Below are 26215 nucleotides of genomic sequence, written 5' to 3' on the forward strand. Positions count from 1 at the left end.
AGATCCAGCAGTGATTCAAGGACTCCGCTTGGTCAACTCTGGAGTAAAGAGAGGAGAAGAAGCCGAAGCAAGCCTGCGCAGGTTCTCTCCATAGCCTGGAGCATGTTTTTCCATTACAAAACGACGATCATTACGAACGTCTCCTCCTTCCACTTCCTCAGCCAGCAGTTGATACCGTTCATACATCCGGACACCAGCGGCGGCAGTCTGTCGGGCTCGATCTCTATATCCTGCCTTCCATTCCCGCCTCGCTGCCTGCTCCATCCAATACAAAGCCGTGGATTGGCTAATGCCATCATACCGATTCAATGCGATCGCTTGTTCAAAATATTCTCCAGCCTGCTGTCCTTCGCCGAATTGGGCTGCCAATCGCCCCAGTTCGATGTAAATCTGAGGTTGCATCGGGAAATGGGACAGGCTGCTCATAAGGAGTGACTCTGCTTCTTGTCCCAGTAGAGATCGTGCAAAGGATATCACGATATCCGGTCGATTCGGATTCGATTGAAAAGCAGCCATAAGATGCACCTTCTGTGCTGGAGTGCCATCCGGTTCAGACATCGCCTGACGGTACTGCACTTCTGCTACAGCATATCGGGTGGTCAACCATACTGTTCCACCAATCCAGAAAAGGATGATCATCACTGTGGATACCCTTATTAGTCGAGCAGTTACTCGCTGAAGAATATGAAAGAAGGAACGCATCGGGACAGCTGATGGGTGAGATTGGGTTGGTAAATATCGCAAGAAAAGAGATCTGAATTTAGATCTCGATTTGGATCTCAATTTGGATCTGGAGGGAGTGTATTCCACAGTTACGCCGGATCGCTGGACCCCTTCTGTTTCCGTCTTCATTGCAGTTGCCCAAGCACCAAGCCAGATGAAAAGCATCCAAAATAATGTAAAGCTCCAGTCAAAATCCATCGCCCCATGCAGGCCAAAAACAAGCACGGATGGCATGAGCTGTGGTGCAAAATGAAAGATGCTTCGCAGGGTGAGGAGAAACCACCCTGCGACAAGCAGGATGCCGATCATGCCCGTGTCCAGGGCGAGATCGAGCAGGCCGTTGTGGACCTCGCCTCCGACATAAGGCGAGGATTGAATGGCGCGAAACATGTTGCGCCATGTATCTCCCCCGTGGCCAAGCCATGCGGCCTCGGCCCACAGCTGGAGGGCGTCCCGCCACATCTGTAGGCGGGACACCCCAGTGCCGACACCCGCCGCGAGGCGATCGGCGGTGGAGGCCACGGCCATCAGTGCGGCGGCGGCTCCCGCCAGCACGATGGCCGTCAAAGCAGCGGCGCGCGGAGCCTTGGCGGCGGCGCTGTGCCATAGACGGCACAGCAGCAGCGTGCCGAGCAGCGCAGCTGCCCATGCCCCGGCCAGTGCCAGCAGGCCGGGCACGGGTGCAGGCGCCAGCTGGGCAGCAGCCAGCTGGCGGTACAGCCAGGCCGCGCACGCCAGTGGCGCGGCCGTGGCCAGCAGCAGCGGCAAGCGGGCACCGCGCCGCTGCAAAGCAAAGGCGGCGACCGCAGCGCAGCCGGTCGCCAGCCAAGCGCCGCGCGACTCGCTCAGCAGGAGCGCGGCTTGCGCGGGCATGAGCGGCAGCACTGCCGCGATGAGTCGCCCGGCCGGCACAGGCCGGGCTATGACTCGCGCGGCGGCTGTCAGCCGCTCCAATGCGTACATGCCAACAACGGCACCGTACGCATTCGGGTACTGCAATAATCCGCCGAGCCTTGCTCCGGCGGAGCTGATCTCGGGGTCAGCAGTCCGCATCACCCCGAAGGGCAGCGGCAATATCCCGCACACGGCAAGGATGCCGCTTAGCACAAGCAAGCCGCCTGCCATCTGCCAACCGCAGGCTAACCAACGCGCACCATCCGTGCGCGCAGCCAGTATTGCAGTGAGCAGCGTAAACATCGCAAGCAGGCTCCACCGCAGCATTTCATTCATGCTGCCCTGTTTACTCACCGAGCCTGCCCATGCATGTAGCCCAAACCAGGTCATCATCCCCAGCGGCCACAATACCCGCCACATTCCCGGAAATCGAAATATTGTTTCAACGATTCGTTCACTCGCCTTCTGTGGACGAATACCTACAAGGAAAAGAAAAAACATGATCAATATGCTTCCTGCTGCGATCAAAAGGATAGGGTACAGATCCGCTGAATAATACAATCCCCGACTCAGACATCCTCCAAGCAGCAAGACAATGGAGAGCATGCCCAACCCAACAGTCCACCCAGATCCTGAATAACGTTTACACCTCAAACTTTGAGAAAAACTCCCTGACGCAGCGGTCTGGATAGCTCCATTTGGATCATTTTTATCATCTTTTTTATACGTATCATCTTTGTTGTATGTATCTTCCCTATTATATGTACTGTCCCTACTGTCTTTACTTCCTCTATTGTCCCCATTACATAAGTCCCTGTTATCTACATATTCTGTATTCCTTACAACTCCCTTATCCATTGTCCTATTCTTCATCTCCACCCTCCTTCCTTCCACCGCTCCATATGCATAACAAAAAGACAGAAGATCCCGATAACGGGTCCTTCTGCCTGATATACATCTGACAGTTATGATGTTGCTTGCTACGAAGTATGTGCATTGAATATCATTTTAAATTCAGAGACCCTAGTTGCAGTATGTCCCTGGATTGTCATTGGCACACTCAGCAAAGGTCGCAATTTGCGGAATCTTGAACGGTTTCTTTGCTCGATTTTGATTTCCCGTCGGCCTGCTTGCTATCGCCAGGAAGCAAATCCGCACAAGCCCGCTCCAAATATGGATCGGCATGAATGAAATCACGAAAAGCCGTATATTCATTCCACATCTCCGTCACTTCGCCGGCCTGACCGCGAACAGCACGAATCAATATGTTTTTAGGCGTATTCTCCATATCGATGAATTCAAGCAATTGTGTCTTGTATCCCATCAGATCAAGCAACTTGGCACGAATCCCATCCGTAGCCAGTGCGGAAAAACGTTCCTTGAGGATGCCATGGGACAACAATGGATTCATCACGGAGGCCTCTACTTGATCAAACAGTTCATGCTGACAGCAAGGAACAGACAGAATAACAGAAGCCCCCCAACGAACTGCCTTCTCCAAAGCAGCATCGGTAGCTGTATCACAGGCATGCAACGTGACAACCATATCCACTTCATTCAATTCATCGTAGTCCGCGATGTCTCCAACCAGAAACTTCAGATCGCCATAATGCAATCGATTAGCCAGATCATTACAGTGTTCAATGACATCTGCCTTCAAGTCCAACCCAATAATCTTGAGTGAACGACGTTGTTGTACAGACAGATAATGATATAACGCAAATGTCAGATAAGACTTGCCACAACCAAAGTCAACGATGGTCAGTGGACGTCCTTCCGGTAGATGCGGAATGACATCCTGCACCATCTCGAGGAAACGGTTGATCTGTCTGAACTTGTCATACTTGCGGGCCAGCACTCGACCTTCTTCGTTCATAATGCCAAGTTCAACGAGGAACGATACGGGTACTCCCTCTTCCAATACATATTGCTTCTTGCGATTATGCGACAGATCCACCGCAGTTTTGGAAGCAGATTTGGTCAGAATGGATACTTTATATTTTTTGCTGATCAAAATTTGATAGTCTGCCTCGGTCGTACAGAGCAGGCCTTGACGAAACGTCTCTTCGCATAACAAAGTCATGCGCTCAGCCGCTTCAGCCGGAGTCAAATTCTCGTGCAGCACTTTGTTGTTATAATGGAATGCAAACTGATAATGCAGCTGATTCTTCAGTGTCACCGGCTTGACTTGCACTTTGGTATACGAGACATTGTCCCGTCTGCGCAGCTGGCTCCAGGTCGCTGTAATCAGCGAATTCTGTTCAAAGATGTCTTGTATAAGCTTTCGCAATGAATCCACGGGGTACATCTCACTTTCGGTTTGGTTTGGTCAACCGTTACCATACCACAATTACGTTCCCTCTCCAAGTAAAGGCATGTAACAGGCCTTGATCCTATCCATATTTAGAAGTTCATCTCTTGACGACTTAGTTCAGCTAACCCCTCTTCAACTTCGGTACGCGGCAAACCACCATGCTCCAGCTGTTCATCTGTGAGTTGGCTCAACCTTTCATAGAATGCCTGTACATCATCTCGGTAGCTCACCGGGAATTCATCACCAAGCTGGAGCAATCTGTACCAACTGTTCTCTGCTTGGTCGTAACGTCCTTGTTGTTCACGATAGAGGGCAAGCTGTCTTTCAGTCCGGGCAGGAAGTACATATTCTTTCGTGAGCCCCAATACACCCTCAACCCGTTCCGGTGCATTCAATAACTGGGGATTGGCGCCATGATTCAATGCATACAGGTAAAAATGAAGTGATCTCATCAATCGAATGACAGCCTCATCCTCTGTGTCCATTCTCTCCTGATCATCTATGCCTTCCACTCTGGCCTTCTCTTGATAAATGTAGGCTTCTTCTTCAATCAGCCTGGCGGCTTGCTGCAGATTATCCACTTCGATAACTCCGCGAAAACGGAACATTTCAATAACATCCTCTGCTGGCAACGAGTTCAGTAGCGATAAGTTCAACCCAAACTGCCTACGCATCAGCTCATCCAGCTCAGACAATGCCTCGGTATGCTTACGCTGCTGTTTGAGCGTGAACACTTTGCCAATTGCTTCAGTCATTTCCTCCATCATGCGGAGCAGATAATCTTTTCTGAACATGCTGTATGCCCCCTCATCTTTCGACCCTATACATCCAATCGTTCTCATATCGTTCCTTTATATTTATTTTAATTCATGCCATGACAAAAAGCCAAAAACAAGACACGTACGTCTTTGCTCTGGCTGTAAACACACTAAACCCCTGCCTATCCCAAAGGGACATGGCAGGGGCACGGTTGGAATGGAACTGGTTACTCCTCCTCCACAAGAGGTAGAATCATCCAGAAACCAAACTATATTTTAATAAAATCAACATAAATCACTTCATCAATTATTTTGATAATCCAGCCATGAATTGTTTAAAGACCTGAATTAATTCTTCAGGAGCTTCATACATGCTCATATGACCTGCACCCGCAATCACGGCTTGCACGATATGTGGCTTGTCACTTGTAAATGTACGTTCTGGCGGGATAACAGCATCCTTCTCTCCCGCAACCAGCAATACAGGTAAAGGTGTAGCCGATAACACATCGCGGCGATCCGGGCGTTCTCGCATAGCAAGTGCAGCACCAACAGCACCTTGAGGAGCAGTCTGGTATCCAATTTCCTTCACACGTGTTACATGCTTAGATAACGATTCCACATGTTCCGGTGCAAACAGTCCGGGAACCAGTCCATCTACAAAATTTACGATACCTTCGGTCTGAATGGTGGATACAGCACGAAGGCGCTTTTCCTTAGCTTCTTCACTGTCCGGATAGGCTGTCGAATGGATCAGACCAAATGCATTCAAACGCTCCGGGTGACGTTGTGCAATCGAGAGCGCAATGTATCCCCCCATCGAGTGTCCCAAAAGGACCGCTTTTTCCACATTCAACTCATCCATCAACTGTAATACATCGTTGCCCATCTGTTCGATGGTATAACTTCCTACAGGTGCATCTGTTTTTCCGTGTCCACGCAGATCAGGTACGATACAGCGATAGCTGCGTGCCAGTTCAGGTACGACCTCATCCCAATACGATGAACTGCCACAATATCCGTGGAGCAAAATGAGTGCTTCTCCCTTACCTTGTTCGGCATAACAAATCGTTGTTCCATCACACATCACTTTTTCCATATGAATCCCTCTCTCTGCGCGAATGATATAATTCAGGTTGTATATTATTAAGCCTACATATCATGAATGAAACGTTTGTCTCCATTTCCATGCTTCAATTGCGGCGTCTGCAATCGTTCGGGACATCCCCATGACGAAGTGAAGCGAGGTCATCTGCAAAATGGAATAGGGCCTTGGTCCATTCGCATTAACCACAGCTGCTACACTGTATTGTCCAACAGGGGGTAGCTTACCTCCGACCGATTGGGCCGGGATGAGTGGGTTATTCGAGAGATAGTATGTACCTACGGCCTGCTTGGGACCCAGACATGCATCAATCGCTATGATGGCATGGTGTGCAGGAATAAGTGCCAATTTCTTTTCCAGCGTATCTGCATCACAAGGGGAAGACAGCGTGCCAATTACGTTCTCCATTCCACTCTCTTGCAGTAAACTTCCTGTCAGTGGACCCAGAGCATCCCCGGTGGAACGATCCGTACCAATGCAGACAAACGTGATTTCAGCTGGAGAATGAAGTTGAACGATGTTTTTGAAAAATAAGACCAGATTCTCTGCCGGTACGCCTTTGCGGACTTCCCTTGCTTGATGGCGAACCATTTCTCGCTTATACGCTGCCAAGCTGTATTCCCTCCAGTACACTCAGGTTTCCATGAAATCCTGTTGTTGTATCCATCATTGTAACCGATGCTTGGTTTCCTCGCAAAAGCATTAGCCTGAGCGCTTCCAATCATGATACAATAACAAGAGTTTCCGATACGGAAGGGATGAACTTAACGATGGATTTAACACAAGCAACAGCAGCCAATATGGAATATATGATTGAAGCGATCAAAACCAAACTTCGTATGGCAAGCGGTGCCGCCATGCAAGCTTCTTCATTCCCACTTGAGAAATACGAAGATCTGTTTGACCTGTATGAAATGATTCTGAGCAAGGAACATCTCAGTATCTCTGAAGTGGAAGCTGTCGCTTCGGAACTGGGTAATCTTCGTAAATCCTAAGCAAAAAAAGGACCTGTTTTCCACATCACCGTGGGAACAGGTCCTTTTTCACATGTTTATATTTCCAGACTATCCTTTACGGAATACATCCCATCCTTAAGGCAGGTCAACCAAAACAAATTCGGCAGGTTCACTGTCTGTGCTCGTGATTTGCAGATCACAGCTTTTGCGAATTCGTGCGGCATCCCCTGGCTTGAGGTTGAAGTTACCATCCGAACAATGAATCTCTACATGTCCACTGATCAGAAAAAGATGTGTCCGTCGATCTTCGTGTTGCGGGTACATTAACTTCTTCCCGGACTCCAAATGGGACAGGTAACAGGTTACATCCTGGGAAATAGGCAATGCGCCTTCGCTTCCCTCGCCCCCTTGCCCGGATACAATCGGACATAGACGATTCAAATGCTCCTGCGGCTCTATTCTCCGATTCGTATAGGAAGGTTTCAGCATACGCTCCGATGGCAAAAACCACATCTGTAGGAAACGTACCGGTTCATCCGCTGACGGATTGGTCTCGGAGTGTTCAACACCCGTACCCGCACTCATCACCTGGACCGTACCTGGTTCAAGCAATTGTTCTGTTCCCATACTATCTGTATGTTTGAGTGTACCTGATATGACATAACTGACAAGTTCAAGATCATGATGTGGATGTTTCTTAAAGCCTTCTTGCGGCATCAGCGTGTTTTCATTATGAGCCAACAGACAGCCAAAATGGGCGTTGCTTGGATCATCATAATCCGCAAAGGAAAAGCTGAATTCACTGTGTATCCAACCTCGATCCGACGTGTGCCTTTCTTCCGATGTCACCACTTTAATCATGTTCATCCACCTCCAAGGGTTTAGAGCTGCCACATTACCGCGGCAGTCCATGCGTGTATATGAATTGTATAGATGAATACCAGTTGGTATGCATCTTTACCCCGGGTCCGGCAACTCTAATCACGCCCCTTCTTAAGGTTATACGCTATCTTCAAGTGAGTGGAGAATGAACTCACTATCTGCATGACCTACAAGGGTACCCGCATCATTTCGAATGCCCGATGGAAAGACTTCAGCCAGTCGTGCAATAGTTTGCTCATTGGAATAACCAATCTGTTTCAGAATGGATTGGGTAATGATGGCCCACTCTTCTTCGGAACCATCAAGTACCTTGAAGGTGATTCCCAGTCGTTCCTTCTTCAGGCCGAATCCGAATACACCCTTGAATCCACCTTTCGCTACTATATTATCGTCTTCCAGGAGTACTGAATCTACCCGCTCCGTGCCACCTACCATCAACGGATGTTCATTCATAGCTGATGTTATGGTCTCTACAGCTGTTCTTGTGGAAGGATCAGGAATAAGATCCGGACAAGCTAGCTTCAGATAAGCATTCGACAATGCCGACAACGGCAAAGAAAATACCGGAAAGCCGCAGCCATCCGTCCCAAGCTCAATCTCTTTTTCCTCAATACCTGCCAAGTCGGCAAAGGTTTCAAAAATCTCACGTTGTACTGGATGATCCGGTTCAGCGTAACTGCCCAGATCAACCTGCTTCATCTGACTGTACCCCAGAATTCCCAGATGTTTTCCGGAGCAGTTGTGCAAGATGCGCCGTTTCTCTCCTTGTGCACGTAACCATTGATTACGGCTTTCTTCATTAAGCGGATAGCTTGGTGCACAGATCAGGCATTCTTCTCCCAATCCGATCTTACCGGATAACTGCTCCAGCACCCGAATGTGTTCCGGTTCCGAACGATGCGAGGAGGACATAATGGCAATCTCCTGTGCTGATAGGCCATAGTGACTGGCAATTCCTGCCCGAATACCTGGAATAGCTTGAAAAGGTTTGGCAGATGAGCGAGTGAACGCTCTAAAATGAGGGTCACCAGCCGAGTATACGATTCGGCCATACTCATCCGTAATACTTATGTGTCCGTAGTGGGCGCATTCCATAACGCCTGCACGGTATTCTTTAATTAACAAGGCACTCTCCATGCGAGTTCTCTCCTTTGTGCTCCCGATTTCATCTCTGCTTTGCGTCACGACGCCGCATGGGATATCTTAAATAGTATAGTACAAAAGCGACGTTTTTACAGTTTTTTCGACAGGCATTTCGGGTATAGCTTTATCATCTATGTTCATCTACTACAATAACTGAAGGAGAAACTCATTATGCCGCGCAAAACGTATTCACCAGCCTCATTCAGTTCAAATTCCGGCACGTTATTACGTCCACTCCTCAACTGGGGTTTGGCTGGTCTGGCCCTCAGCGCATCAGTCGTATTCATCCTGGCAGGTCTGGGTGCCTGGTTGGGTGCTGATGTTATTATTCGTCTGGATGATCAAATTCAGCAATTATTTTATCTGAATTCAGTTTCACGTCTTCATCTATTCCCTTACACTGCATTCATAACCGCACTGGGCTCATTCCAGATCTCTGCTGTGGCTGCAGGAGGTTTTGCTCTTCTTTTCTTCATACAACGCAGTCCAAGGTTTGTTATATATGGATATGCGCTCACAGGAAGTTTTGCCATGATGTGGGTTCTGAACACGTTATTGAAGGAATTTTTCAGACGAAGCAGACCGGAACTGGATCATCTGCTGGTCGTTCACGGGTACAGCTTTCCCAGCGGACATGCCATGATCTCCATGGGCTTCTACGGCATGCTCTTTGTAATCTGGGCCATTGAACGACAGCGACATAACTGTTCCGGTGTGTGGCTTCCTGTTCTATGTGGTATCAGTTTTATTTTCTTGATTGGTATCAGCCGGATCATGTTGGGCGTTCATTATCCTACGGATGTATTTACTGGATTTACTGCTGGATTGGCATGGATCTTCTGCATGGTTAAAGGCATTAAACAAAGCCGCTAAAGAATGAATTCCTCTGATTTCCAGTTCATTCATCCTCATCTTTATTGTTTCACAGGGTTGCACGGGGTTTATATACGAAGTAAGCAAACGCGAACAGACAACATCCTACATCAAGTTTAAAGGAGGCGGTTGTTATGTGGGGCATCATTATCAGCATTGTGATGGCGGTCATCATCGGTTTGATCGGAGATGCACTAGCCGGTCACAATATGCCTGGAGGCATCATCGGTGCAATGATTGCCGGATTTGCCGGAGCTTGGCTGGGAGCACTTTTGCTTGGTAACTGGGGACCGGTTATCGGTAACTTTGCCATTCTTCCTGCCATCATTGGTACAGCGCTCTTTGTTTTCTTGCTGGGGCTTGTGTCCAGACTGCTAAGACAGGCTGCCTGATTCGGGCAACAAGGTGTTCGGTGTTTCGTATTTGTTTTTTAATTTGAAGAAGGAGTGATTAGACATGAATAAAGTAGAAGAACAATATCCTGTACAGACGGGTTCGACTTTCGCCAAAGGAATTTTCATCGGGGGTTTGCTGGGAGCTGCAGCAGCACTACTCTTTGCACCTAAACCGGGACGTGAATTACGTGGTGACCTTTCCGAGAAAGTGGGCATCGTTACTGACCGCACCAAAGAAGTGGCAACTGTTGTAAGTGACAAAGCCACTGAACTGGCTAAAACGGTCTCTTCCAAAACTTCCGATATTGCAAAAACGGTAAATCAAGGCCGCAATGATGTCATGGACTCTGTGAGAAAAGCGTCAGCTGATGTCGCTAACGAAGCATCCCGTGCATCGGATGAAGTGGCTGCCGCTTCCGTTGAAGCGAAGGAAGATGCACGTAAAGAACTTAACTCGACTAGCCTGTAAGGCGATACAGATCGAGGACCAATAGCCAGCTGCACTTCAGCTGGCTATTTTTTATCCAATGCGAGTTGAGGAGGACGATTAATATGAGTAAAGTAACAATCAACGGTAATACTCCAATTACCGGAGGAACACCTACACAGCAGTATGATACAAGCGAGCATCCTTTTGAATTGCGTCATGAGGTAAAACGATTGAACACCCGTCTGGACCAGATTGCAGACAGTCTGGAGAGAGCACAGATCAAGGATATTATTGAGAATTACAGCAGCCCCAAGAAGCGGATCATTACTAACTTTACAGCAGGAATGGCAAGAGGACTCGGCCTAACTGTAGGTACCTTTGTTGTTCTGGGTTTGCTGGCATTCATTCTCAGTCAATTCGTGAATATGCCGATTGTTGGACAATACATTGCTGATTTACTTGGTTACATTGAAGATTACAAAAACTAAGAGGACTAGCCAATAGGCTATCCCCTACGCGTTTCAGTTGCTCCTTTTTTCTCGATCTCTTCAGCGGAAGGCTGTGAAGACTTCACTTTGAGCAGATCTCCTGTCCAGCCTTTCATCATCAGCCATACATACATGCTGATCATGCTTAAGATAATGACAACAAGGACCAGTACAACTCCCCATGATTTGTCGATAAAGGGCAGGTTCTCAAAGTTCATCCCCCATATCGCGCCAGCTGCCGTGGCAGGTATGAACACAGCGGTAACTATGGTTAGCGTCTTCATAATCTCATTCCCACGAACTCCTGAGATCGCATTATCAATGGAAATTAACGTATCGATCTCTTTCTCGTAATGATTGAACAGACGCTCCATACGTTCCACACGATATTGAAGCTGTAGAAAGAAACGATTGTCTTTCATCTCACTCAGGTAAGCTTCATGGGCAGCGGCCATGAGTTCCGAGTACGGGATAAACAGATTGCTCCAGTATAACAATTCAAATCGGGCAGCGAGAATCTGGTCCATCAAGGTACGTGCATTACGAGACTCCATCTTCCGTTCCAGATCACGCAGGTTCATCTCAAAGTGATCCATACCCACATGATAGTAATGCAGTATTGCTCGAAAAAGTACGAACATGCCATCCCTCGCCACTGTACATTGTTGCAACATATTTGCACGTTCATCTGTCTTCATAATACCTCTTGTATTTTCATCCATATTCAAGGTAACCAGGTTGGTGCGATCGACATAAAAGAACATCTGATTATCTTTTCTTTTGTCATCTCTTTCATTCTTAATCGCGTACAACAAGGAGCCAAATATGACGGGCTCAGTACCATTCACGAAACGGACGGACAGATAATTCGACTCCACTTCCGGAATTTTATCGAGCCAATACTGCATATCGGGAAAAGACTCTGCCAGCTCCTCCAAGGCATTTTTCATGCTATCCGTTTCAGGTGCAACCCAATCCCACCATTGCCAATGGTCTGAGCAAGATAACTTGTCGCGACGGGCTTCCAGCTTGATTTGGTTCACAATCACAATATCCACTCCTGCACATATGTTTATTGCATACAACCTTTTTAATCCCAAAAAGGACACGTATGTATTCCAATGGAATTACGTGTCCTTCTCTATGCCGTACTCAACAACATTTGGGTTCCATTTTTCATAACATTGAAGCATTAGACATGATCTGTTTCAATTTCTCTGTAGCTCGCTTCTGAATCCGAGATACACTCATCTGTGAAACACCAAGCTTCTGGGCAATTGCCCGCTGAGATTGGCCATCCTGGAATGCTAGAATAAGTACCTGCTGTTCTTGTTCCTTCAATTGTCCCAATGCCTGTTGCAAGTCCATCCGTTTTTCGACCGAATCATAGTCATTAACATCTGCACTGATCAGTTCTCCCAATGTTGCTGCACTATCATCCTGAGATAAAGGAGAATCCAGTGATACATAATGGTAACATTCCCGACCAGCCAGAACTTCAATCGTCTCTTCTGCAGTCAAATCAAGGTATTCAGCAATTTCGTTCACACCGGGTGAGCGCTCCAACTTGACGGTTAACTCATCAATGGCATGTTGCACAAGGGCTCCCTTTTCCTTAATCCTCCGGGGCACCTGAATATACCAGGATTTGTCACGCAAGTAGTTCTTCATATGACCGATCATGCTCTTCATGGCATAAGGTTCAAACGGAATACCTAGGTTGATATCGTATTGCTTAAGCAAACGAATCAAAGCCATCTGCCCGGTCTGATACAAGTCTTCGTATAGATCGGGGCGATTCCGAGCAATTTTACCTGCTGCCATCTTAACCATTGGTTCATATTTACGGATGAGAACTGTTGCAATTTCATTATCTTGGGTCTGCTGGTATTCCCAGATCAAACCTATAGCTTCAGACATGGACTCTGGGGGAGTCACTTTTTCATTCATACTTTCTCCTCACTTCTTGCAAGACGTTTTACGAGTACTACTTTCGTACCTTTGCCCGTCTCACTTTCCACACTGACATCGTCCATCAAGGCTTGCATCAGGTAGAACCCAAGTCCGCCAATCTGTGCTTCTGTCAGTTCTTTGTCGTGAAGACCAGCACGTGACACAGCAGGATTCATGTTCTCGAAGCTGGCACCTTCGTCCTTGACAGTAATGGACAATGTTTCGCCTTCCACTTCGAATACAACTTCAACCATGCCACCTTCGTGTGAGTAGGCATACAGTACAGAGTTGTTACAGGCCTCGGATACAGCAACTTTCATATCCTCAATGTCTTCATAAGAAAATCCCATTTTGGATGCTACCCCATAAAGATTAAGTCTTACAATATCAACGTAATCAGCTGTCGCCGGTAAATTAAGGGTGACTCTTTGAACTTCTGCATTCATTCCTTTTTCGATCCTTTCCTATTGGGAATTCTTCTGTGTGACAAAGAATTTGGCGATGCCCGTCATGTCAAAAAGTTTCTGAATCTGCGCAGGAACTTCCTGTACTTCAAAGCGAGCTTCCATTCCATGTCTTGCCTTCAGAACAGATAACAGGATACCAATCCCTGTACTATCGATATACTTCAATTCTTTCATGTTAATCACAAGATCCTGTTCCTTGTTATCCACGAGCGGCTCCATCACCAAGCGGAAGTCAGGAGCAACCGACAAATCCAGTTCGCCAGTCAGATACACCGTGCACACGCCGTCCTGAGTTTCAGTTCTTGCATTGAATTTTTCATTTTTATTTGTATTCATTAGACATCTCTCTCCTGATCAATGGTTTCCTTACCTAATAACCCAACTTCAGCACAAGTGAAACAGAAAGGAGTTTGGTAAATGTTTCAATTGGCCTGATTCATGGCTGAGGGACCTGGGTCTAACATTTGTCGTTGTTTCTGAAACTGGGCTATTTTTTGTTTTACATTGCCCATTTTTACCGGTTTACTAATATAATCATCCATGCCGGCAGCAATACAGCGTTGCTGAATACCTTCCATCACGTTAGCAGTCATCGCTATAATGATTGGCTGATTGGACTGGGACAGGCTCTCTCGAATCCGTCGTGTACATTCCAAACCGTCCATAACAGGCATCTGCAGATCCATAAACACATAGTCATAGGGATAACGGCTGCCGTTTACCATATCGAGTGCGCTCTGCCCATCTTCAGCAATGTCTGAGAGCAACCCAAGCTTACCGAGCATAATCGCCATCAACTTCTGGTTAATCGGATGATCATCCACGATTAATACCGTAGGATATTTATTCTCATTTTTCACATCCGTTGGATTCTCTTCCCCGTTCCTCTGGACCAGTTCAGTTTCTACATAACGTTTCGCCTGAATTGTGAATACAAACGTTGCTCCCCGTTGCTCTGTTGTATCCAGGTAGATCTGTCCACCCATCATTTCAACCAGAGTCTTGCATATTGCCAGTCCTAAGCCAGTTCCACCGTATTTACGTGTCATGGATGTATCCAACTGGGAAAACGGCTGGAACAGGCGATCCACTTTGTCTGAAGCGATACCTATCCCAGTGTCTTTAACGGCAAACTCCAATGCCATTTGTCCATCCTTTTCTTCCTTAACCGACACGATCAGATACACTCCACCCTGATCGGTAAATTTGATCGCATTTGCAATAAGATTCAAGAGAACCTGACGGAGCCTTGCCATGTCTCCATAGATTAATTCAGGGACAGAATCTTCCAGGAAATAATCCAGTTCCAGGTTCTTTTTGCCTGCTTCTGCAGCAAACAATCCCAGCACTTCCCGAATACAGGAGACAATTTCAAAAGGATGCTCTTCAAGTTCCATTTTGCCGGATTCCATCTTGGTAAAATCAAGAATGTCGTTGATGACCGTGACAAGTGCATCTGCGCTGCGACGAACGATATCTGCATATTCCTTCTGATCTTCCCTCAGTTCCGTTTCCATCAGCAGATCAACCATGCCGATAACTCCGTTCATCGGTGTACGAATCTCATGACTCATCATTGCCAGGAACTCGGTCTTTGCATTGGCTGCAATTTCTGCTTCTTCCTTGGCCTGAATGAGTTGTTGGTTCATTTTCTCCAGTTCCTGTGTCTTCTGGTGAAGAAGCATGGTCTGTGTCTTCAAACGTTTATTGGTGATAAACATCTCCACAAAGCCCTCGATTTTGGATTTCAAAATCTGAGGAATAAATGGTTTAACCATGTAATCAATGGCCCCGGCTGAATATCCGGCAAACAAGTGCTCCGCTTCTCTGCTATTGGCAGAGATGAATATAATCGGCACATCCTTGGACTTGTCCCGTGCCTTAATTAACTTTGCTGTCTCAATTCCGTCCATTCCAGGCATCTGCACATCGAGAACGATAACCGCAAATTCGTCTTTTAGCAGACAGCGGAGTGCCTCTTCTCCAGAAGTTGCCTTAACGAGTTTATATTGTTCCGATTCCAGAACTGCTTCAAGAGCAAGCAAGTTCTCAGGGCGGTCATCTACCAATAATATGTGGATTGGTTCATTGAGCCCCATGGCTAACCCTAACCCCCTATTTGATCTTCCGGTATATTTTTTCGGTCCGGTCTAACGGCTCATAGGTATCACTGAACTCTGTAAAATGTATCGATTCTTTCGACCCCAGAACCAGAATACCAAAGTGGCTCAAGCTCTCATGAAACAGCCCATGCACATGGTTCCGCAGTTCATCATTAAAATAAATCATGACATTACGGCAAAAGATAACATTAAACTCGTTAAATGACCGATCCGTTGCCAGGTTGTGCTCGGCGAAAATGATGTTCTTCCGTAGAAAAGGATGAAATATCACCGAATTGTATTTCGCTGTATAGTACTCGGAGAAGGCTCTGGTACCCCCTGCCTCCAAATAATTTGTAGTAAATAGTTTCATTTTTTCAATACCGTATACGCCTTCTTTGGCCTGTTGCAAAGAGCGGTCATTCATATCCGTTGCGTAGATTCTTGCCTTGTCATACAGTCCTTCCTCATGCAACATGATGGCCATGGAATAAACTTCCTCGCCCGTAGAGCATCCCGCATGCCATATTCGGATATACGGGTAGGTTCTCAGGATAGGAATAATCTGTTCCCGAAACATTCGGAAAAGCGAAGGATCTCGAAACATTTCCGTTACAGGGATGGATAAGTTCTGTACAAAACGGTCAAACGCGGAACGGTCATGAAGAACACGTTCCTGTAAGCCGGATATGCTCTTAACACCTTCAGCATGTGCATGATGCCAGATTCTTCGTTTCAGGGAGGGCAGTGCATAGTTTCTAAAATCATATCCATATAAACGGTGCATGCCTTCCAACAGCAACTCAATCTCGATCAGCTCGCGCTCTTCATCTTGCGGCATACGGACCAAATCTGCCCCCGTCTCGGTAGGTTCCCACGGTGTCATAAGTTCTCTCCACTTCTTCATTTGTTACTTACGTATTCGTTGTATTGTCTTTCATTACCCAAACAATGAACATACGAATAATGAACTTACGAATACAGCCATACGCGCATTAAGGATAACAATTGATCTGTCTGGATCGGTTTTTTCACATAATCAGATGCTCCGGCCTCAATACATTTGCCGCGATCCTCTTTCATGGCTTTGGCCGTAAGCGCAATAATCGGCAACTTTTCAAACTGCGGGATCTGTCTGATTCGTGTCATCGCTTCATAACCGTCCATCTCTGGCATCATCATATCCATCAGTACCAGATCAAACTCCGAATTTTTGTCCAAAATCTCCAAAGCCTCTCGTCCGTTCTCAGCAAACGTCACATCCATCCGATAGCCTTCAAGAACACTTGAAAGGGCAAATACATTACGAATATCGTCATCTACAAGCAATATTTTCTTGCCTTCAAACAACGTTTCCTTGTTGTGTAGTTTCTGCAAGATTCGACGCTTATCTTCCGGCAAATTGGCTTCTACCCGATGCAGGAACAATGTAGTTTCATCCAGCAAACGTTCCGGTGACTTCACATCTTTGATAATGATGGATTCCGCATATTTGCGCAGCTTCATTTCTTCCTTGGAATCCAGTTCTTTGCCTGTATAAATTATAATCGGCAGATCGTTCAGATATTCATCATCGCGAATCTGGTCAAGCAACTCAAACCCGGTCATATCCGTTAACATCAGATCAAGTACCATACAGTCATAACGCTGGCTGTGTAATTCATTCAAAGCCTCACTACCTGTCGATACAGCGGTGATTGCAACATCATCATGACCAATCAATTCAATAATGGCTTTACGCTGAATTTCATCATCTTCGACGATCAACAGTCGTTTCAATTGATTCTCGGTATATGATTTGATATGCGAGAATGCTTTATCCAGTGAATCCTTGCTCGAAGGTTTTTTCAGATACGCAATGGCGCCCATCATCAGACCTTGCTTCATATCATCAATGACTGAAATCACATGAACCGGAATGTGGCGTGTTGCCGAACTGCTCTTCAGCTCGCCCAGAATGGTCCAACCATCCATCACCGGCAATTGAATATCCAGGATAATGGCATCCGGCAGATATTGACGTGCCATTTCAAGTCCTTTATCCCCTTGCAGGGCAACAAGTGCTTTGAAGCCTCTTCCTCTCGCCATATCCATCAAAATATGTGCAAAGTTCACATCATCCTCGATGATGAGGAGGATTTTGTCACTCTCCATGATATTCTCCCGATCATCTTCGATCTGCGTGACATCTGGAGTATGGGTAGGAGACAGATCTGTACCCACGCTACGCTCCGGATCAGGAGAGAGAATGGACTGATGACTTGAAAACATGGTCCGTGCTTCGATGGACTGTTCATAAAGATCCTCTGAGGAAACAGCCGCTTCTCTTGAAGCACCTTCCTCTGCCAAGGCTTCCTCTTCATGATTATCCGGCAGGTACAAGGTGAAGCAGCTACCTTCCCCTTCGGATGATTCCACCTGGATTGCGCCACCAAGCAAACGTGCCAGTTCCCTGCTAATGGACAATCCCAGGCCAGTTCCACCGTATTTCCGACTTGTGGTCCCGTCTACTTGCTGGAACGCTTCAAAGATCAGATCCGTCTTGTCCGATGGAATGCCAATGCCCGTATCTTTCACACTGAATCCGAGATATTCCTGATTGGTGTTCATATAACCCGGCAGCTCTTCCGGTTTCATCCGTCGTCCAATCAGACTAACCGAACCTCGATTGGTAAACTTAAATGCGTTCGACAACAAATTCCGTAAAATCTGTTTCACGCGATGACTGTCGGTGTACACCCATTCGGGTAGATCGCTGTCGAAATCGATATTCAAGTTCAGTTCCTTTTTATTCGCCATCGGTCCAAAGTTCTGTTGAACAAAGCTGGTCAATTCTTCCATTCGAACTGTCTCATAATTGATATCCATCTTGCCTGCGTCCACCTTGGACAGATCCAAAATCTCATCAATCATCTTCAGCAGATCCGCGCCCGACATGTAGATGGTTTGCGCATATTCCTGCTGTTTGTCAGTCAGATTTCCACCCTTGTTCTCCGACAATAACTGGGACAAAATGAGCAGACTGTTCAATGGTGTACGGAGTTCATGTGACATATTCGCTAAAAATTCGGACTTGTACTTACTTGTCATCGACAGCTGTGTAGCTTGCTGTTCCAACTGTGTCTTCGTTTTCTCAATTTCGTCATTCTTCTCTTCGACTTCACGAACCTGCTCTTCAAGCGCCCGCGTCTTGGCAATGAGTTCCGTATTGAAATGCTCCAGTTCTTCCTGCTGACGCTGCAGCAATTCCTCAGATCGTTTAAGCGCCTCTGTCTGCTCCTCCAGATTCTCATTGGAACGACGAAGTTCTTCTTGCTGTGTCTGCAATTCTTCCGATTGAACCTGCAGTTCCTCAGTCAGTGCCTGGGATTCACGCAGCAGCTCCTCCACACGCAAACGACGTCGAACGTTGTTCAAAATTACGCCCAGGTTCATAATCAGTTGTGTGAACAACTGCTTGTGAAGTTCATTGAAACCTTCAAAGGAAGCCACTTCAACTACACCAATCAGTTCATCTTCAAACACGACAGGATAGATCATGATACCCGCAGCACGTGTTGAGCCTGAAGCTGAACCAATATGAACGTAATCTTCAGGCGTATTTTCCAGAATAATCGGTGTCATATCCAGCGCGGCTTGACCAATCAGGCCTTCACCGATGCGATACATTTCTTTACCAACATCTTCGTTCTCTTCAAATGCGTATGCACCGTAACGTCTCAATTCGTCGGGATGTTTCTCCTCATCGATCAGATAGACGACACCCAACTGAGCGCCAAGCACAGGTGTGAACTCACTGATAAACATCTGTGAAATTTGGCGAATAGAGCCAATCCCCCGAAGCAGCTCCGGGACTCTTGCGATGTTCGAACTCATCCAGTTTTGATCCTGCTGAGCCTGTACATAAGCCCTCTCGATTTCCAGTTTTTCTTCCAGATCACTGGATACATCTTGGAACACACTGGCAATCTGACCAATCTCATCCTTGGATTTGACCTGAATGCGCCGAATGGTTCGATAACGTCCTTTACCAAAGCTGGTAATCATCATAGATACAGTGTTCAGACCCCGTGTAATACTCGGCAGCACCCACATAATGACACCCAATGCAAGCAACAACCCTGCAATCATGATACTTATCGTGATCTGTACGGCTCTCGTATACGCTGCATTAGCGTTCTTGATCTCGGCATCAATCTCTTGGTCCTGATAACGGGAAAGAGCATTCAAACTATCCACAGCTTCTTTTTGCACCGCGAGTCCTGTTGAATTGCGGTAGTTATTCGCATCTTCTACCCTGCTTTGGGACATCAGGCTGATCTGTCTCGTTGCATAGGAAGTATAAGCCGTCCACGCAGTATTCACACGATCCACCAGTTGATGTTCAGGTGCACTGTCTGCTCGGTTTCTTACTTCTACGAGGTTGCGATCGCCTCGATCCTTCATCTCCTTCAGGTCAGCGTCTGCTGCTGCAGTCGAGTTGTTTGGATTCAATAACAAGTTAGCCAGCACTTTAGCGATATCATTAACCTCTCCGCGTGCAGCAGAAGTGAATCTTACTTTGAGATAACGTTCCTGATACATCTGATCTATCTGTTGATTACTGCTGTTCAGCCGTTCATAACTCACAAATGTGAGCACAATCAAAATGGCCATCAGAGCGGTAAAACCAATCAGCAGTTTATTTCTGATCTTCATTCATCCCCCGCCCCCTTATCCAAAGTAATCCAGACCAGACATTTATCATCATCCCGCTCCTGGGGAATTTCGTCGTCAAAAAACATGGCCTGCATGGCAGCTTCATTCCACTGATGTGAGCCGGTCAGTTTTTCAATCAGGAATTCATGTTGTTCCTCCTGCCCGCCCTGAACAGCTTCCAATAATCCATCCGTATAGAGTGCAATATGCCCGTCACCCTCGTAATGGATCGTTTGTGGTTCAATATCCATCTTGTCAAATAAACCAACAGGACAGCAGACGCTGTCAAATGTGGTGACACTGCCGTCGTTTCGGAAAAATAAAGCAGGTGGATGCCCTGCATTAACATAATCAATGCGCTTCATCCGTGTATCAACGACCAGATAAATGGCCGTGAAATAATACTGCACCAATTGTTTTTCCAGATGGAGCTGGTTAAAACGACGGTTCAACTCCTGAATGACCTTCTCTGGATCCACATAAGTGGTAACCGTATCTTTCAACACAGACGCAATAAACATGGTAAACAGGGATGAAGATATCCCGTGTCCCATCATGTCGAGCAGCAGTACTCCGTAACGGCCTTCCCCAAGGGGGTACCAAGAATAGAGATCACCCGCAAGCTCAAAGGATGGTTTATAGATGGCATGCACTTGGAACAACGGGTCCCTAATTGCCGGACTTAATACAGCATTTTGGACCATCGCTGCCAACTTAAGCTCATCCTGTATACGTTGATCACGCTCTTTATGCCAATCCTTCTCCTGTTTCAAACGAAGTGCGAGTCGAATTCTGGCCATCAGTTCGACTTTATTAATCGGTTTGGTCACATAGTCGGATGCACCTGCATCCAATGCTTCGGCAAGTTTCTTGGAGTCTCCGATGGCAGTCACCATAATAATCGGTATATCCTTCAGATTCTCAAATTTCTGCACAATACTGCAGGCTTCGATACCGTCCATCTCGGGCATCATCATATCTAGCAAAATCAGGTCAATATCCGACGATTTTGGACGAAGTTCGTTGTTTTCCTCCCCAATTCCCAACACTTCAAACATTTCCATGGCGGAACTCGCCGTTACAATGTCACGATAGTTTTCTTTTTTCAGAATTTCTCGAATGATAATGACATTCGTCGGATTGTCGTCAACAATAAGTATTCTCATTGATATCTCCTTATCTGTGGCGTCCGGGTTTGTCGATTCTTATTAGGTTAATACGAACGTTGATTATACAAATTTTGCATACAAAACGGCAGTAGACATAATAATTCCTAGTATAACTATAATCGTAAAAACAACAAAACTCTATCAATACGTGTTCAAAAAGACCGGTTTTCAGTACCGAGAAGATGGGATAAAGCTAGAAATGGAGTAGCGGAGTGTAGGGAAAACTACGTGAGCAACGGACATTTCGGCTGAATTCCATATTCGATGCTGATGATGCCGATAGGCATCCTTCGTAATCAAAAGCGGACTTTATGAACATCCTTTATCAGTAAATAGCACCATCGCAGGGGAAATCCCTCGCTCGTTACCCTGTTTTTGCAGCGTCCTGATCCCGCTTCCAAACTTGCAAAAACATAGATAAGGAATGGGGCTTTCCCCATTCCTTATCTATGTTTTTGATTAAGCATTTTACATAAATGATTTAGAAGCTTGTCCATGTTCAGCAAACTTCAACTTGCAAGTATATCGGGTTAATCTTTCTTTTTAGCAATAACGAGTACTTTACCTTTGTCGAGTTCACTCTCGTAGAAGTCCGCTTCCGCTTCGGTAAAGCCCATCGAAACAATTTTGGCCCGGAGTTCATCACCACGTGAGCGGAACAGATTCGCCAAGGAATCAAATACGCCTTCTTCCTTAATACCAATTTCTTTGGCATCTGCTGTATCAGCAATTCGATCTGTACGATCCTTCTCATGGGCGAGAACAAAGATTTGATCAGGAAGGTATCCGGTAATCTGCAATTCTTTCACCGCTTCTACCGCCTGGACTCCGTTTTCTACCACTTTTGCATAAGCTTGCTCATTGGTTGAATTCATCGTTTCCACTCTCCTCTGATTTAATCTTCTGTATCGCGCTACTTAGTATATAACCATACTATATGGGGTTGAAACGATTCGGTAATAACCAATCCTAGGAAACTGTATCATCAAAAAGATCAATGCCTTCAATCTGCTGAGATCCTGACTTCATATATACCTTCAGAGCCTGGTCTCCACGGAGAAACACTTCTCCGTCCTCTGCCACATAATAAGGTTTCCCGAGAGCATGATGGATCGCTTCAATATTCATCTCAATTATCTTTCCGTTTAACATGATGTGATTCTCAGATGCATCGATATGCACATATTGAATAACATCCGTATCTTCACACAAGCCAACCTTCACATCATGAAAGTGATATTCAGGACACCCCAGATAAGGATCTTCCTGTTTATGCCCGGGCTGGCCCTTCTTGGCCAACAAATCATCCATAGTGTCATCCAGAGAAATGCCATTCAGAGTCCGAAAATGCTGGAAAGTCTCGGATCGATCAACAGCCAGAGTTACCTCTGACGCCTTCTCTTCCATTGCCGTCCATTGCATATCGTGAGCAGCGGGTACCGCTGCCGGCTGAACGGAAAAGGGAGAAATTACGCTAAACATCACAAGCAGTAGTTTCATCATGATTCTCACCCTTTCATCAGGTTCATCACCGCTCTGAAGGCTTCTTCATGGGTTACAAAGCGGTCATGTTACTTGCGCATCCGTTGCCATACATTCGCTGCAAGATCAATATACTTCATCCAGTTTTTCCCGCCCTTAGCTTCACCATTATATGTAGCTTCATAGGATTGCAAGGTACGATCCGTTGATGTAGCAGGAGGTGCAGTTACATGAACCGATTCAGCATGCTTGGTCTGTTCAGCGTTGTTACGTTTGGTTTGAAATTTCGCCATCAGCGTTGTGGAGACTTGTTTGGCTGCTGCCGTCACTTCATTCAACACTTCACCCAGATTCTCAACAGATTCCATAACAGGATCAATTTTTTTCATTTTGTGCTGTACATCCACCGTAATATCATTGGCGTGTCTTACTGTCTGCTTCACTTCATAACTAAGTTCATCAATGGTTTTCTGTACCTCCTGCAATGTCTGTGAGACATTGTCCAAAGAACTTTGAGCGGATTTCAAGGTACGAATTAAAAAGAATACCAGTACTGCAAATGCCACTGCAATCAGGGCCACGCTAATTTGATAGATCATAGAAGAACCTCTCTTTCCATATGTGCATCAGTTTGTTATTGCTATAGTTACCCGGCGATTTCCCGGACGAAACAATATTATATATCCCTTCATATATGCCTTCGCTTGGAAAAAAAACCAATGTTTCAAGCGGTTAGCACTCGGTTAAAGTTAGACTACACAAGGCGGTGAGGTGAACACAACTCACTCCACAATCAAGTATACGAAAGGATGAATACTTATGTTGAAATGGTCTGTATTATTTCTAATTATTGCACTGGTAGCTGGTATTTTTGGATTCTTTGGTATCGTTGAAGCAGCTGCTTCAATCGCGAAAGTACTCTTCTTCATCTTTGTTGTACTGTTCGTAATCTCCCTGATTACGGGACGCAGCCGAATGCGATAACCTCAGGTTCTGATATGACTGAGTGTTTACTAAACGAATACATACAAAAGCCGATCGTGCTACCAAGCCGATTGGCTTTTGTGCGTTCAGGCATAGTTCAACTTTTCTATACTATGTATTGCACTCCCTTCTGCTTTATTCCAATCCGCTCTCGTATGAATCACAAAAAATCAGGACCTTTTTGAGATAGCCAACCCGGTTTTATCCCACCGAAGTATGATATTAACAGGCTTGCTATATACCCACATATGAGCCAGTTGACACTGGAGAATGCAAGAAAATATTGTTATAATTTGTGATTCATAAGGGTGCTTGCTTGGTTACTTGTAATCAGGACAACATTTTACATACCTACCGAGGAGGAAAAACAAAATGAAAAAAATCGTAAGTTTTGCCGCTGCTTTAACGTTGATGGGTTCGATGGCTGCTGCTGCGGGTGCTGAGGAAGCGGTTACTGGAACGGTGAATCCGGAAAAAGGAACAGAAGCTACAACAACGACAACGACCACAACAACTCCAGCTGTTGAAGTGAACAAACCTGCTGTAGAAACAGTAGAAGGTACTGCTGAGACTGTAACAGGTACAACAACAGACACTACAGGTGCAGAAGGTACTTCAACTACAACTGAAACGCCAGCTACAACTACGGATGACAAAATGTTTGAAGAGCCACTCGTAAAACCAGGCGATGAAGTACTGGCACCAACGATGTTGCTGAACCTTCTGGAGCGCACTTGGTTCTATGATGCACCTAACGGTAAACCAATCGGTGCATTAGGTTCCCAAGTCATCGATACAACAGGTGAAGTGGTTGATGGATTCGATGGCGGCGAGTGGGTACAAGTATACACGTGGAAAGGCAAAGCGTGGATCCACGTTGCCATTCAGTAACATCGTATAATCGTTCTAATGATAAGTAAAGAGGACAGCGCGCACAAACGCGGCTGTCCTCTTTTGATTTTCCAAGATGTTCACTCCCTGTTCATGAGTTGCTTGTGACTTCTTCCGTCTTTGGCTCCACATGAACATGTACATGCATGATGTTATGCGATCGCTTCAACCGCTCTTCAACACGATCACAGATCTGATGTCCTTCAATCAAGCTCAGACCTCCGTCCACTTCAATGACTACATCCACAAGTACATGACTGCCATGCACACGTGCCTTCACATCCTTGATCATCTCAACACCAGGAACGCGTGCTACGGAGGATCTGAGATCCGTCAGTTCCTTCTGGTCAAATCCATCCGTAAGACGATGTGTAGAATCCCGGAAAATCTCCCAAGCCGTCTTGCAGATCAACAGACCTACAGCAATGGCAGCTACTTTATCCAGCCATGGAAGTCCAAACTGCGCACCTATAATTCCAATTGCAGCACCTATGCTGACCCAGGCATCCGATCGATTATCTTTCGCCGCAGCCATCAGAGCCTGACTATTAATTTGTTTAGCCAGACGGTTATTGTAACGATATACACCTAACATCACCACTGTACAGACTACAGCCACCGCTGCCGCCCACAGATTTGGAGCAACAAAGGCTCCTTCATACCAGGAGCGAACGGCTTCAACCAATACTTGCAACCCAACCATAGCCATAATAAATGAAGCCACCAAGGCAGCAACCGTCTCCGCTCTGAAATGACCATAGGCATGATCGGAATCAGGTGGTTTCTGGGAGATCCGAAGCCCAATCAATACAGCAACGGATGCCACAATATCCGTAAGGTTATTAAAACCATCGGCCAGCAAGGCGCTGGAAGCAAATAAATATCCACAGATCAGCTTAAAGGCGGACAAGACGAGATAGGCTGCAATACTAACCCAAGCCCCTCGCTCCCCTTTTCGAATTTCTTCATAAGCGTTCAAACCGGGCGACACCCCTTTAACGTTTCGTATTACAGTTTTTCCATGTTAACAAATGCGGAGCGTGTGGGTCTACAGAAACAGTGTTGCCAGGCTGCATTGCTGTAGGCAAGCCGAAACAAAGTTGGCCTCGGTAAAACCAATGGATTTGAGCATTTTATCAGGTTGCCCTTGTGGGGCTTTTATAAAACGTATAAAATAGGTACATCCCGTCCAATCTGGACGGCTCACTGTAAGACCGGGAGGGAAATAACGATGAGCGAAAATAACGAACCGAAAAAGGTCAGTTTGCAGGATGCTATACGCCAAAAACTGGCGCAAAAGAAAGAACAAGCAAATTCTGGTAACCAATCCAGCGCCTACTTTGAAGGCGGACCTAAAGCGATGAAGAGTCAAAACAACAAGAAGCCTAACAACCAACGTCGCCGTACTGGTGGATCTTAGGACTTAGAGTCGTAAAGATACACAGTGCATAACAAAAAGAACCGCAAGCCATTTACAGAGGCTTGCGGTTCTTTTGTGTCTATATGCA

Annotated in this window: 27 protein-coding genes; 8 read left to right on the top strand and 19 right to left on the bottom strand. The window is 46.2% G+C overall.

Annotated elements, in window-relative coordinates:
* Positions 1-15: 15 nt before the first annotated feature.
* The 5 genes from MKY92_RS25660 to yyaC all read right to left on the bottom strand — a co-directional run bounded on the left by MKY92_RS25660 (position 16) and on the right by yyaC (position 6406).
* Positions 16-2490: an O-antigen ligase family protein gene (locus MKY92_RS25660; protein ID WP_339298113.1), complete on the bottom strand. Its 2475-nt coding sequence runs from the start codon at positions 2488-2490 to the stop codon at positions 16-18.
* 187 nt (positions 2491-2677) lie between these two features.
* Positions 2678-3925, bottom strand: a complete 1248-nt coding sequence (locus tag MKY92_RS25665) for an SAM-dependent methyltransferase (RefSeq protein ID WP_339298114.1) — start codon at positions 3923-3925, stop codon at positions 2678-2680.
* Between the two features lie 95 nt (positions 3926-4020).
* Complete coding sequence (locus MKY92_RS25670) at positions 4021-4725, bottom strand: DUF6483 family protein (RefSeq protein WP_339298115.1); 705 nt, start codon at positions 4723-4725, stop codon at positions 4021-4023.
* Positions 4726-4996: 271 nt separating this feature from the next.
* Positions 4997-5788, bottom strand: a complete 792-nt coding sequence (locus MKY92_RS25675; protein WP_339298116.1) for an alpha/beta hydrolase — start codon at positions 5786-5788, stop codon at positions 4997-4999.
* A gap of 60 nt (positions 5789-5848) precedes the next feature.
* On the bottom strand, positions 5849-6406 hold the full coding sequence (gene yyaC / locus MKY92_RS25680) for a spore protease YyaC (RefSeq protein ID WP_339298117.1): 558 nt from the start codon (positions 6404-6406) through the stop codon (positions 5849-5851).
* Between the two features lie 158 nt (positions 6407-6564).
* On the opposite strand from yyaC, the gene MKY92_RS25685 reads away from it, so the two are divergent.
* Positions 6565-6789 (top strand): DUF1128 domain-containing protein, encoded by a 225-nt coding sequence (locus MKY92_RS25685; protein WP_017692283.1) that lies wholly within the window; start codon positions 6565-6567, stop codon positions 6787-6789.
* A 96-nt stretch (positions 6790-6885) separates the two neighbouring features.
* Here MKY92_RS25685 and MKY92_RS25690 read toward each other — a convergent pair whose 3' ends face one another.
* Positions 6886-7611 carry a pirin family protein gene (locus MKY92_RS25690; RefSeq protein ID WP_036607001.1) on the bottom strand — a complete coding sequence of 242 codons (726 nt, stop codon included), beginning with the start codon at positions 7609-7611 and terminating at the stop codon, positions 6886-6888.
* A gap of 138 nt (positions 7612-7749) precedes the next feature.
* Positions 7750-8769 carry an asparaginase gene (locus MKY92_RS25695; RefSeq protein ID WP_339298118.1) on the bottom strand — a complete coding sequence of 340 codons (1020 nt, stop codon included), beginning with the start codon at positions 8767-8769 and terminating at the stop codon, positions 7750-7752.
* A 177-nt stretch (positions 8770-8946) separates the two neighbouring features.
* Here MKY92_RS25695 and MKY92_RS25700 point away from each other — a divergent pair, with 177 nt between their 5' ends.
* The 4 genes from MKY92_RS25700 to MKY92_RS25715 all read left to right on the top strand — a co-directional run bounded on the left by MKY92_RS25700 (position 8947) and on the right by MKY92_RS25715 (position 10961).
* Positions 8947-9648 carry a phosphatase PAP2 family protein gene (locus tag MKY92_RS25700; RefSeq protein WP_339298119.1) on the top strand — a complete coding sequence of 234 codons (702 nt, stop codon included), beginning with the start codon at positions 8947-8949 and terminating at the stop codon, positions 9646-9648.
* 134 nt (positions 9649-9782) lie between these two features.
* Complete coding sequence (locus MKY92_RS25705) at positions 9783-10040, top strand: GlsB/YeaQ/YmgE family stress response membrane protein (protein WP_145325797.1); 258 nt, start codon at positions 9783-9785, stop codon at positions 10038-10040.
* A 64-nt stretch (positions 10041-10104) separates the two neighbouring features.
* Positions 10105-10512 (top strand): YtxH domain-containing protein, encoded by a 408-nt coding sequence (locus MKY92_RS25710; RefSeq protein WP_339298120.1) that lies wholly within the window; start codon positions 10105-10107, stop codon positions 10510-10512.
* Positions 10513-10595: 83 nt separating this feature from the next.
* Entirely contained in the window at positions 10596-10961 is a 366-nt protein-coding gene (locus tag MKY92_RS25715) for a DUF5665 domain-containing protein (protein ID WP_237178247.1), read from the top strand.
* 17 nt (positions 10962-10978) lie between these two features.
* Here the strand turns inward: MKY92_RS25715 and MKY92_RS25720 are convergent, their stop codons facing one another.
* The 11 genes from MKY92_RS25720 to MKY92_RS25770 form a co-directional block, all read right to left on the bottom strand.
* Positions 10979-12019, bottom strand: a complete 1041-nt coding sequence (locus MKY92_RS25720; protein ID WP_339298121.1) for a magnesium transporter CorA family protein — start codon at positions 12017-12019, stop codon at positions 10979-10981.
* A 118-nt stretch (positions 12020-12137) separates the two neighbouring features.
* On the bottom strand, positions 12138-12911 hold the full coding sequence (locus MKY92_RS25725) for a sigma-70 family RNA polymerase sigma factor (RefSeq protein ID WP_047841571.1): 774 nt from the start codon (positions 12909-12911) through the stop codon (positions 12138-12140).
* Complete coding sequence (gene rsbW / locus MKY92_RS25730) at positions 12908-13360, bottom strand: anti-sigma B factor RsbW (RefSeq protein WP_076212654.1); 453 nt, start codon at positions 13358-13360, stop codon at positions 12908-12910. Before rsbW ends, MKY92_RS25725 begins: the two co-directional genes overlap by 4 nt.
* Positions 13361-13378: 18 nt before the next feature.
* Entirely contained in the window at positions 13379-13717 is a 339-nt protein-coding gene (locus MKY92_RS25735; protein WP_036606989.1) for an STAS domain-containing protein, read from the bottom strand.
* An 86-nt stretch (positions 13718-13803) separates the two neighbouring features.
* Positions 13804-15480, bottom strand: coding sequence for a response regulator (locus MKY92_RS25740; protein WP_339298122.1), 1677 nt, complete (start codon positions 15478-15480; stop codon positions 13804-13806).
* A gap of 16 nt (positions 15481-15496) precedes the next feature.
* The gene (locus MKY92_RS25745; protein ID WP_074096446.1) at positions 15497-16369 is read right to left on the bottom strand and encodes a protein-glutamate O-methyltransferase CheR; all 873 of its coding nucleotides are present in this window, start codon (positions 16367-16369) and stop codon (positions 15497-15499) included.
* An 86-nt stretch (positions 16370-16455) separates the two neighbouring features.
* The gene (locus MKY92_RS25750) at positions 16456-20181 is read right to left on the bottom strand and encodes a response regulator (RefSeq protein ID WP_339298123.1); all 3726 of its coding nucleotides are present in this window, start codon (positions 20179-20181) and stop codon (positions 16456-16458) included.
* On the bottom strand, positions 20178-21347 hold the full coding sequence (locus MKY92_RS25755; RefSeq protein WP_339298124.1) for a fused response regulator/phosphatase: 1170 nt from the start codon (positions 21345-21347) through the stop codon (positions 20178-20180). Before MKY92_RS25755 ends, MKY92_RS25750 begins: the two co-directional genes overlap by 4 nt.
* Positions 21348-21880: 533 nt before the next feature.
* The gene (locus tag MKY92_RS25760; protein WP_076212661.1) at positions 21881-22225 is read right to left on the bottom strand and encodes a general stress protein; all 345 of its coding nucleotides are present in this window, start codon (positions 22223-22225) and stop codon (positions 21881-21883) included.
* A gap of 94 nt (positions 22226-22319) precedes the next feature.
* A complete protein-coding gene (locus tag MKY92_RS25765) occupies positions 22320-22853 on the bottom strand; it encodes a hypothetical protein (protein WP_339298125.1) in 534 nt (177 codons plus the stop codon).
* Between the two features lie 68 nt (positions 22854-22921).
* Positions 22922-23431 carry a DUF948 domain-containing protein gene (locus MKY92_RS25770; protein WP_339298126.1) on the bottom strand — a complete coding sequence of 170 codons (510 nt, stop codon included), beginning with the start codon at positions 23429-23431 and terminating at the stop codon, positions 22922-22924.
* Positions 23432-23651: 220 nt separating this feature from the next.
* On the opposite strand from MKY92_RS25770, the gene MKY92_RS25775 reads away from it, so the two are divergent.
* Positions 23652-23816, top strand: coding sequence for a DUF1328 domain-containing protein (locus MKY92_RS25775; RefSeq protein ID WP_017692264.1), 165 nt, complete (start codon positions 23652-23654; stop codon positions 23814-23816).
* Positions 23817-24188: 372 nt separating this feature from the next.
* Positions 24189-24707, top strand: coding sequence for a hypothetical protein (locus MKY92_RS25780; protein WP_339179422.1), 519 nt, complete (start codon positions 24189-24191; stop codon positions 24705-24707).
* Positions 24708-24798: 91 nt separating this feature from the next.
* Here the strand turns inward: MKY92_RS25780 and MKY92_RS25785 are convergent, their stop codons facing one another.
* Positions 24799-25686, bottom strand: coding sequence for a cation diffusion facilitator family transporter (locus MKY92_RS25785; protein WP_339298127.1), 888 nt, complete (start codon positions 25684-25686; stop codon positions 24799-24801).
* Between the two features lie 252 nt (positions 25687-25938).
* Here MKY92_RS25785 and MKY92_RS25790 point away from each other — a divergent pair, with 252 nt between their 5' ends.
* The gene (locus tag MKY92_RS25790) at positions 25939-26127 is read left to right on the top strand and encodes a hypothetical protein (RefSeq protein WP_017692261.1); all 189 of its coding nucleotides are present in this window, start codon (positions 25939-25941) and stop codon (positions 26125-26127) included.
* The last annotated feature ends 88 nt before the right edge of the window (positions 26128-26215 follow it).

The sequence above is a fragment of the Paenibacillus sp. FSL R5-0623 genome, assembly GCF_037974265.1.
Lineage (GTDB): Bacteria > Bacillota > Bacilli > Paenibacillales > Paenibacillaceae > Paenibacillus.

Excerpts from the sequence above, each read along its gene's own strand:
- MKY92_RS25660 (WP_339298113.1), bottom strand. The coding sequence starts at position 2,490 with ATGAAGAATAGGACAATGGATAAGGGAGTTGTAAGGAATACAGAATAT.
- MKY92_RS25665 (WP_339298114.1), bottom strand. The coding sequence starts at position 3,925 with ATGTACCCCGTGGATTCATTGCGAAAGCTTATACAAGACATCTTTGAA.
- MKY92_RS25670 (WP_339298115.1), bottom strand. The coding sequence starts at position 4,725 with ATGTTCAGAAAAGATTATCTGCTCCGCATGATGGAGGAAATGACTGAA.
- MKY92_RS25675 (WP_339298116.1), bottom strand. The coding sequence starts at position 5,788 with ATGGAAAAAGTGATGTGTGATGGAACAACGATTTGTTATGCCGAACAA.
- MKY92_RS25685 (WP_017692283.1), top strand. The coding sequence starts at position 6,565 with ATGGATTTAACACAAGCAACAGCAGCCAATATGGAATATATGATTGAA.
- MKY92_RS25690 (WP_036607001.1), bottom strand. The coding sequence starts at position 7,611 with ATGATTAAAGTGGTGACATCGGAAGAAAGGCACACGTCGGATCGAGGT.
- MKY92_RS25695 (WP_339298118.1), bottom strand. The coding sequence starts at position 8,769 with ATGGAGAGTGCCTTGTTAATTAAAGAATACCGTGCAGGCGTTATGGAA.
- MKY92_RS25700 (WP_339298119.1), top strand. The coding sequence starts at position 8,947 with ATGCCGCGCAAAACGTATTCACCAGCCTCATTCAGTTCAAATTCCGGC.
- MKY92_RS25705 (WP_145325797.1), top strand. The coding sequence starts at position 9,783 with ATGTGGGGCATCATTATCAGCATTGTGATGGCGGTCATCATCGGTTTG.
- MKY92_RS25710 (WP_339298120.1), top strand. The coding sequence starts at position 10,105 with ATGAATAAAGTAGAAGAACAATATCCTGTACAGACGGGTTCGACTTTC.
- MKY92_RS25715 (WP_237178247.1), top strand. The coding sequence starts at position 10,596 with ATGAGTAAAGTAACAATCAACGGTAATACTCCAATTACCGGAGGAACA.
- MKY92_RS25725 (WP_047841571.1), bottom strand. The coding sequence starts at position 12,911 with ATGAATGAAAAAGTGACTCCCCCAGAGTCCATGTCTGAAGCTATAGGT.
- rsbW (WP_076212654.1), bottom strand. The coding sequence starts at position 13,360 with ATGAATGCAGAAGTTCAAAGAGTCACCCTTAATTTACCGGCGACAGCT.
- MKY92_RS25735 (WP_036606989.1), bottom strand. The coding sequence starts at position 13,717 with ATGAATACAAATAAAAATGAAAAATTCAATGCAAGAACTGAAACTCAG.
- MKY92_RS25740 (WP_339298122.1), bottom strand. The coding sequence starts at position 15,480 with ATGGGGCTCAATGAACCAATCCACATATTATTGGTAGATGACCGCCCT.
- MKY92_RS25745 (WP_074096446.1), bottom strand. The coding sequence starts at position 16,369 with ATGACACCGTGGGAACCTACCGAGACGGGGGCAGATTTGGTCCGTATG.
- MKY92_RS25750 (WP_339298123.1), bottom strand. The coding sequence starts at position 20,181 with ATGAAGATCAGAAATAAACTGCTGATTGGTTTTACCGCTCTGATGGCC.
- MKY92_RS25755 (WP_339298124.1), bottom strand. The coding sequence starts at position 21,347 with ATGAGAATACTTATTGTTGACGACAATCCGACGAATGTCATTATCATT.
- MKY92_RS25760 (WP_076212661.1), bottom strand. The coding sequence starts at position 22,225 with ATGAATTCAACCAATGAGCAAGCTTATGCAAAAGTGGTAGAAAACGGA.
- MKY92_RS25765 (WP_339298125.1), bottom strand. The coding sequence starts at position 22,853 with ATGATGAAACTACTGCTTGTGATGTTTAGCGTAATTTCTCCCTTTTCC.
- MKY92_RS25770 (WP_339298126.1), bottom strand. The coding sequence starts at position 23,431 with ATGATCTATCAAATTAGCGTGGCCCTGATTGCAGTGGCATTTGCAGTA.
- MKY92_RS25775 (WP_017692264.1), top strand. The coding sequence starts at position 23,652 with ATGTTGAAATGGTCTGTATTATTTCTAATTATTGCACTGGTAGCTGGT.
- MKY92_RS25780 (WP_339179422.1), top strand. The coding sequence starts at position 24,189 with ATGAAAAAAATCGTAAGTTTTGCCGCTGCTTTAACGTTGATGGGTTCG.
- MKY92_RS25790 (WP_017692261.1), top strand. The coding sequence starts at position 25,939 with ATGAGCGAAAATAACGAACCGAAAAAGGTCAGTTTGCAGGATGCTATA.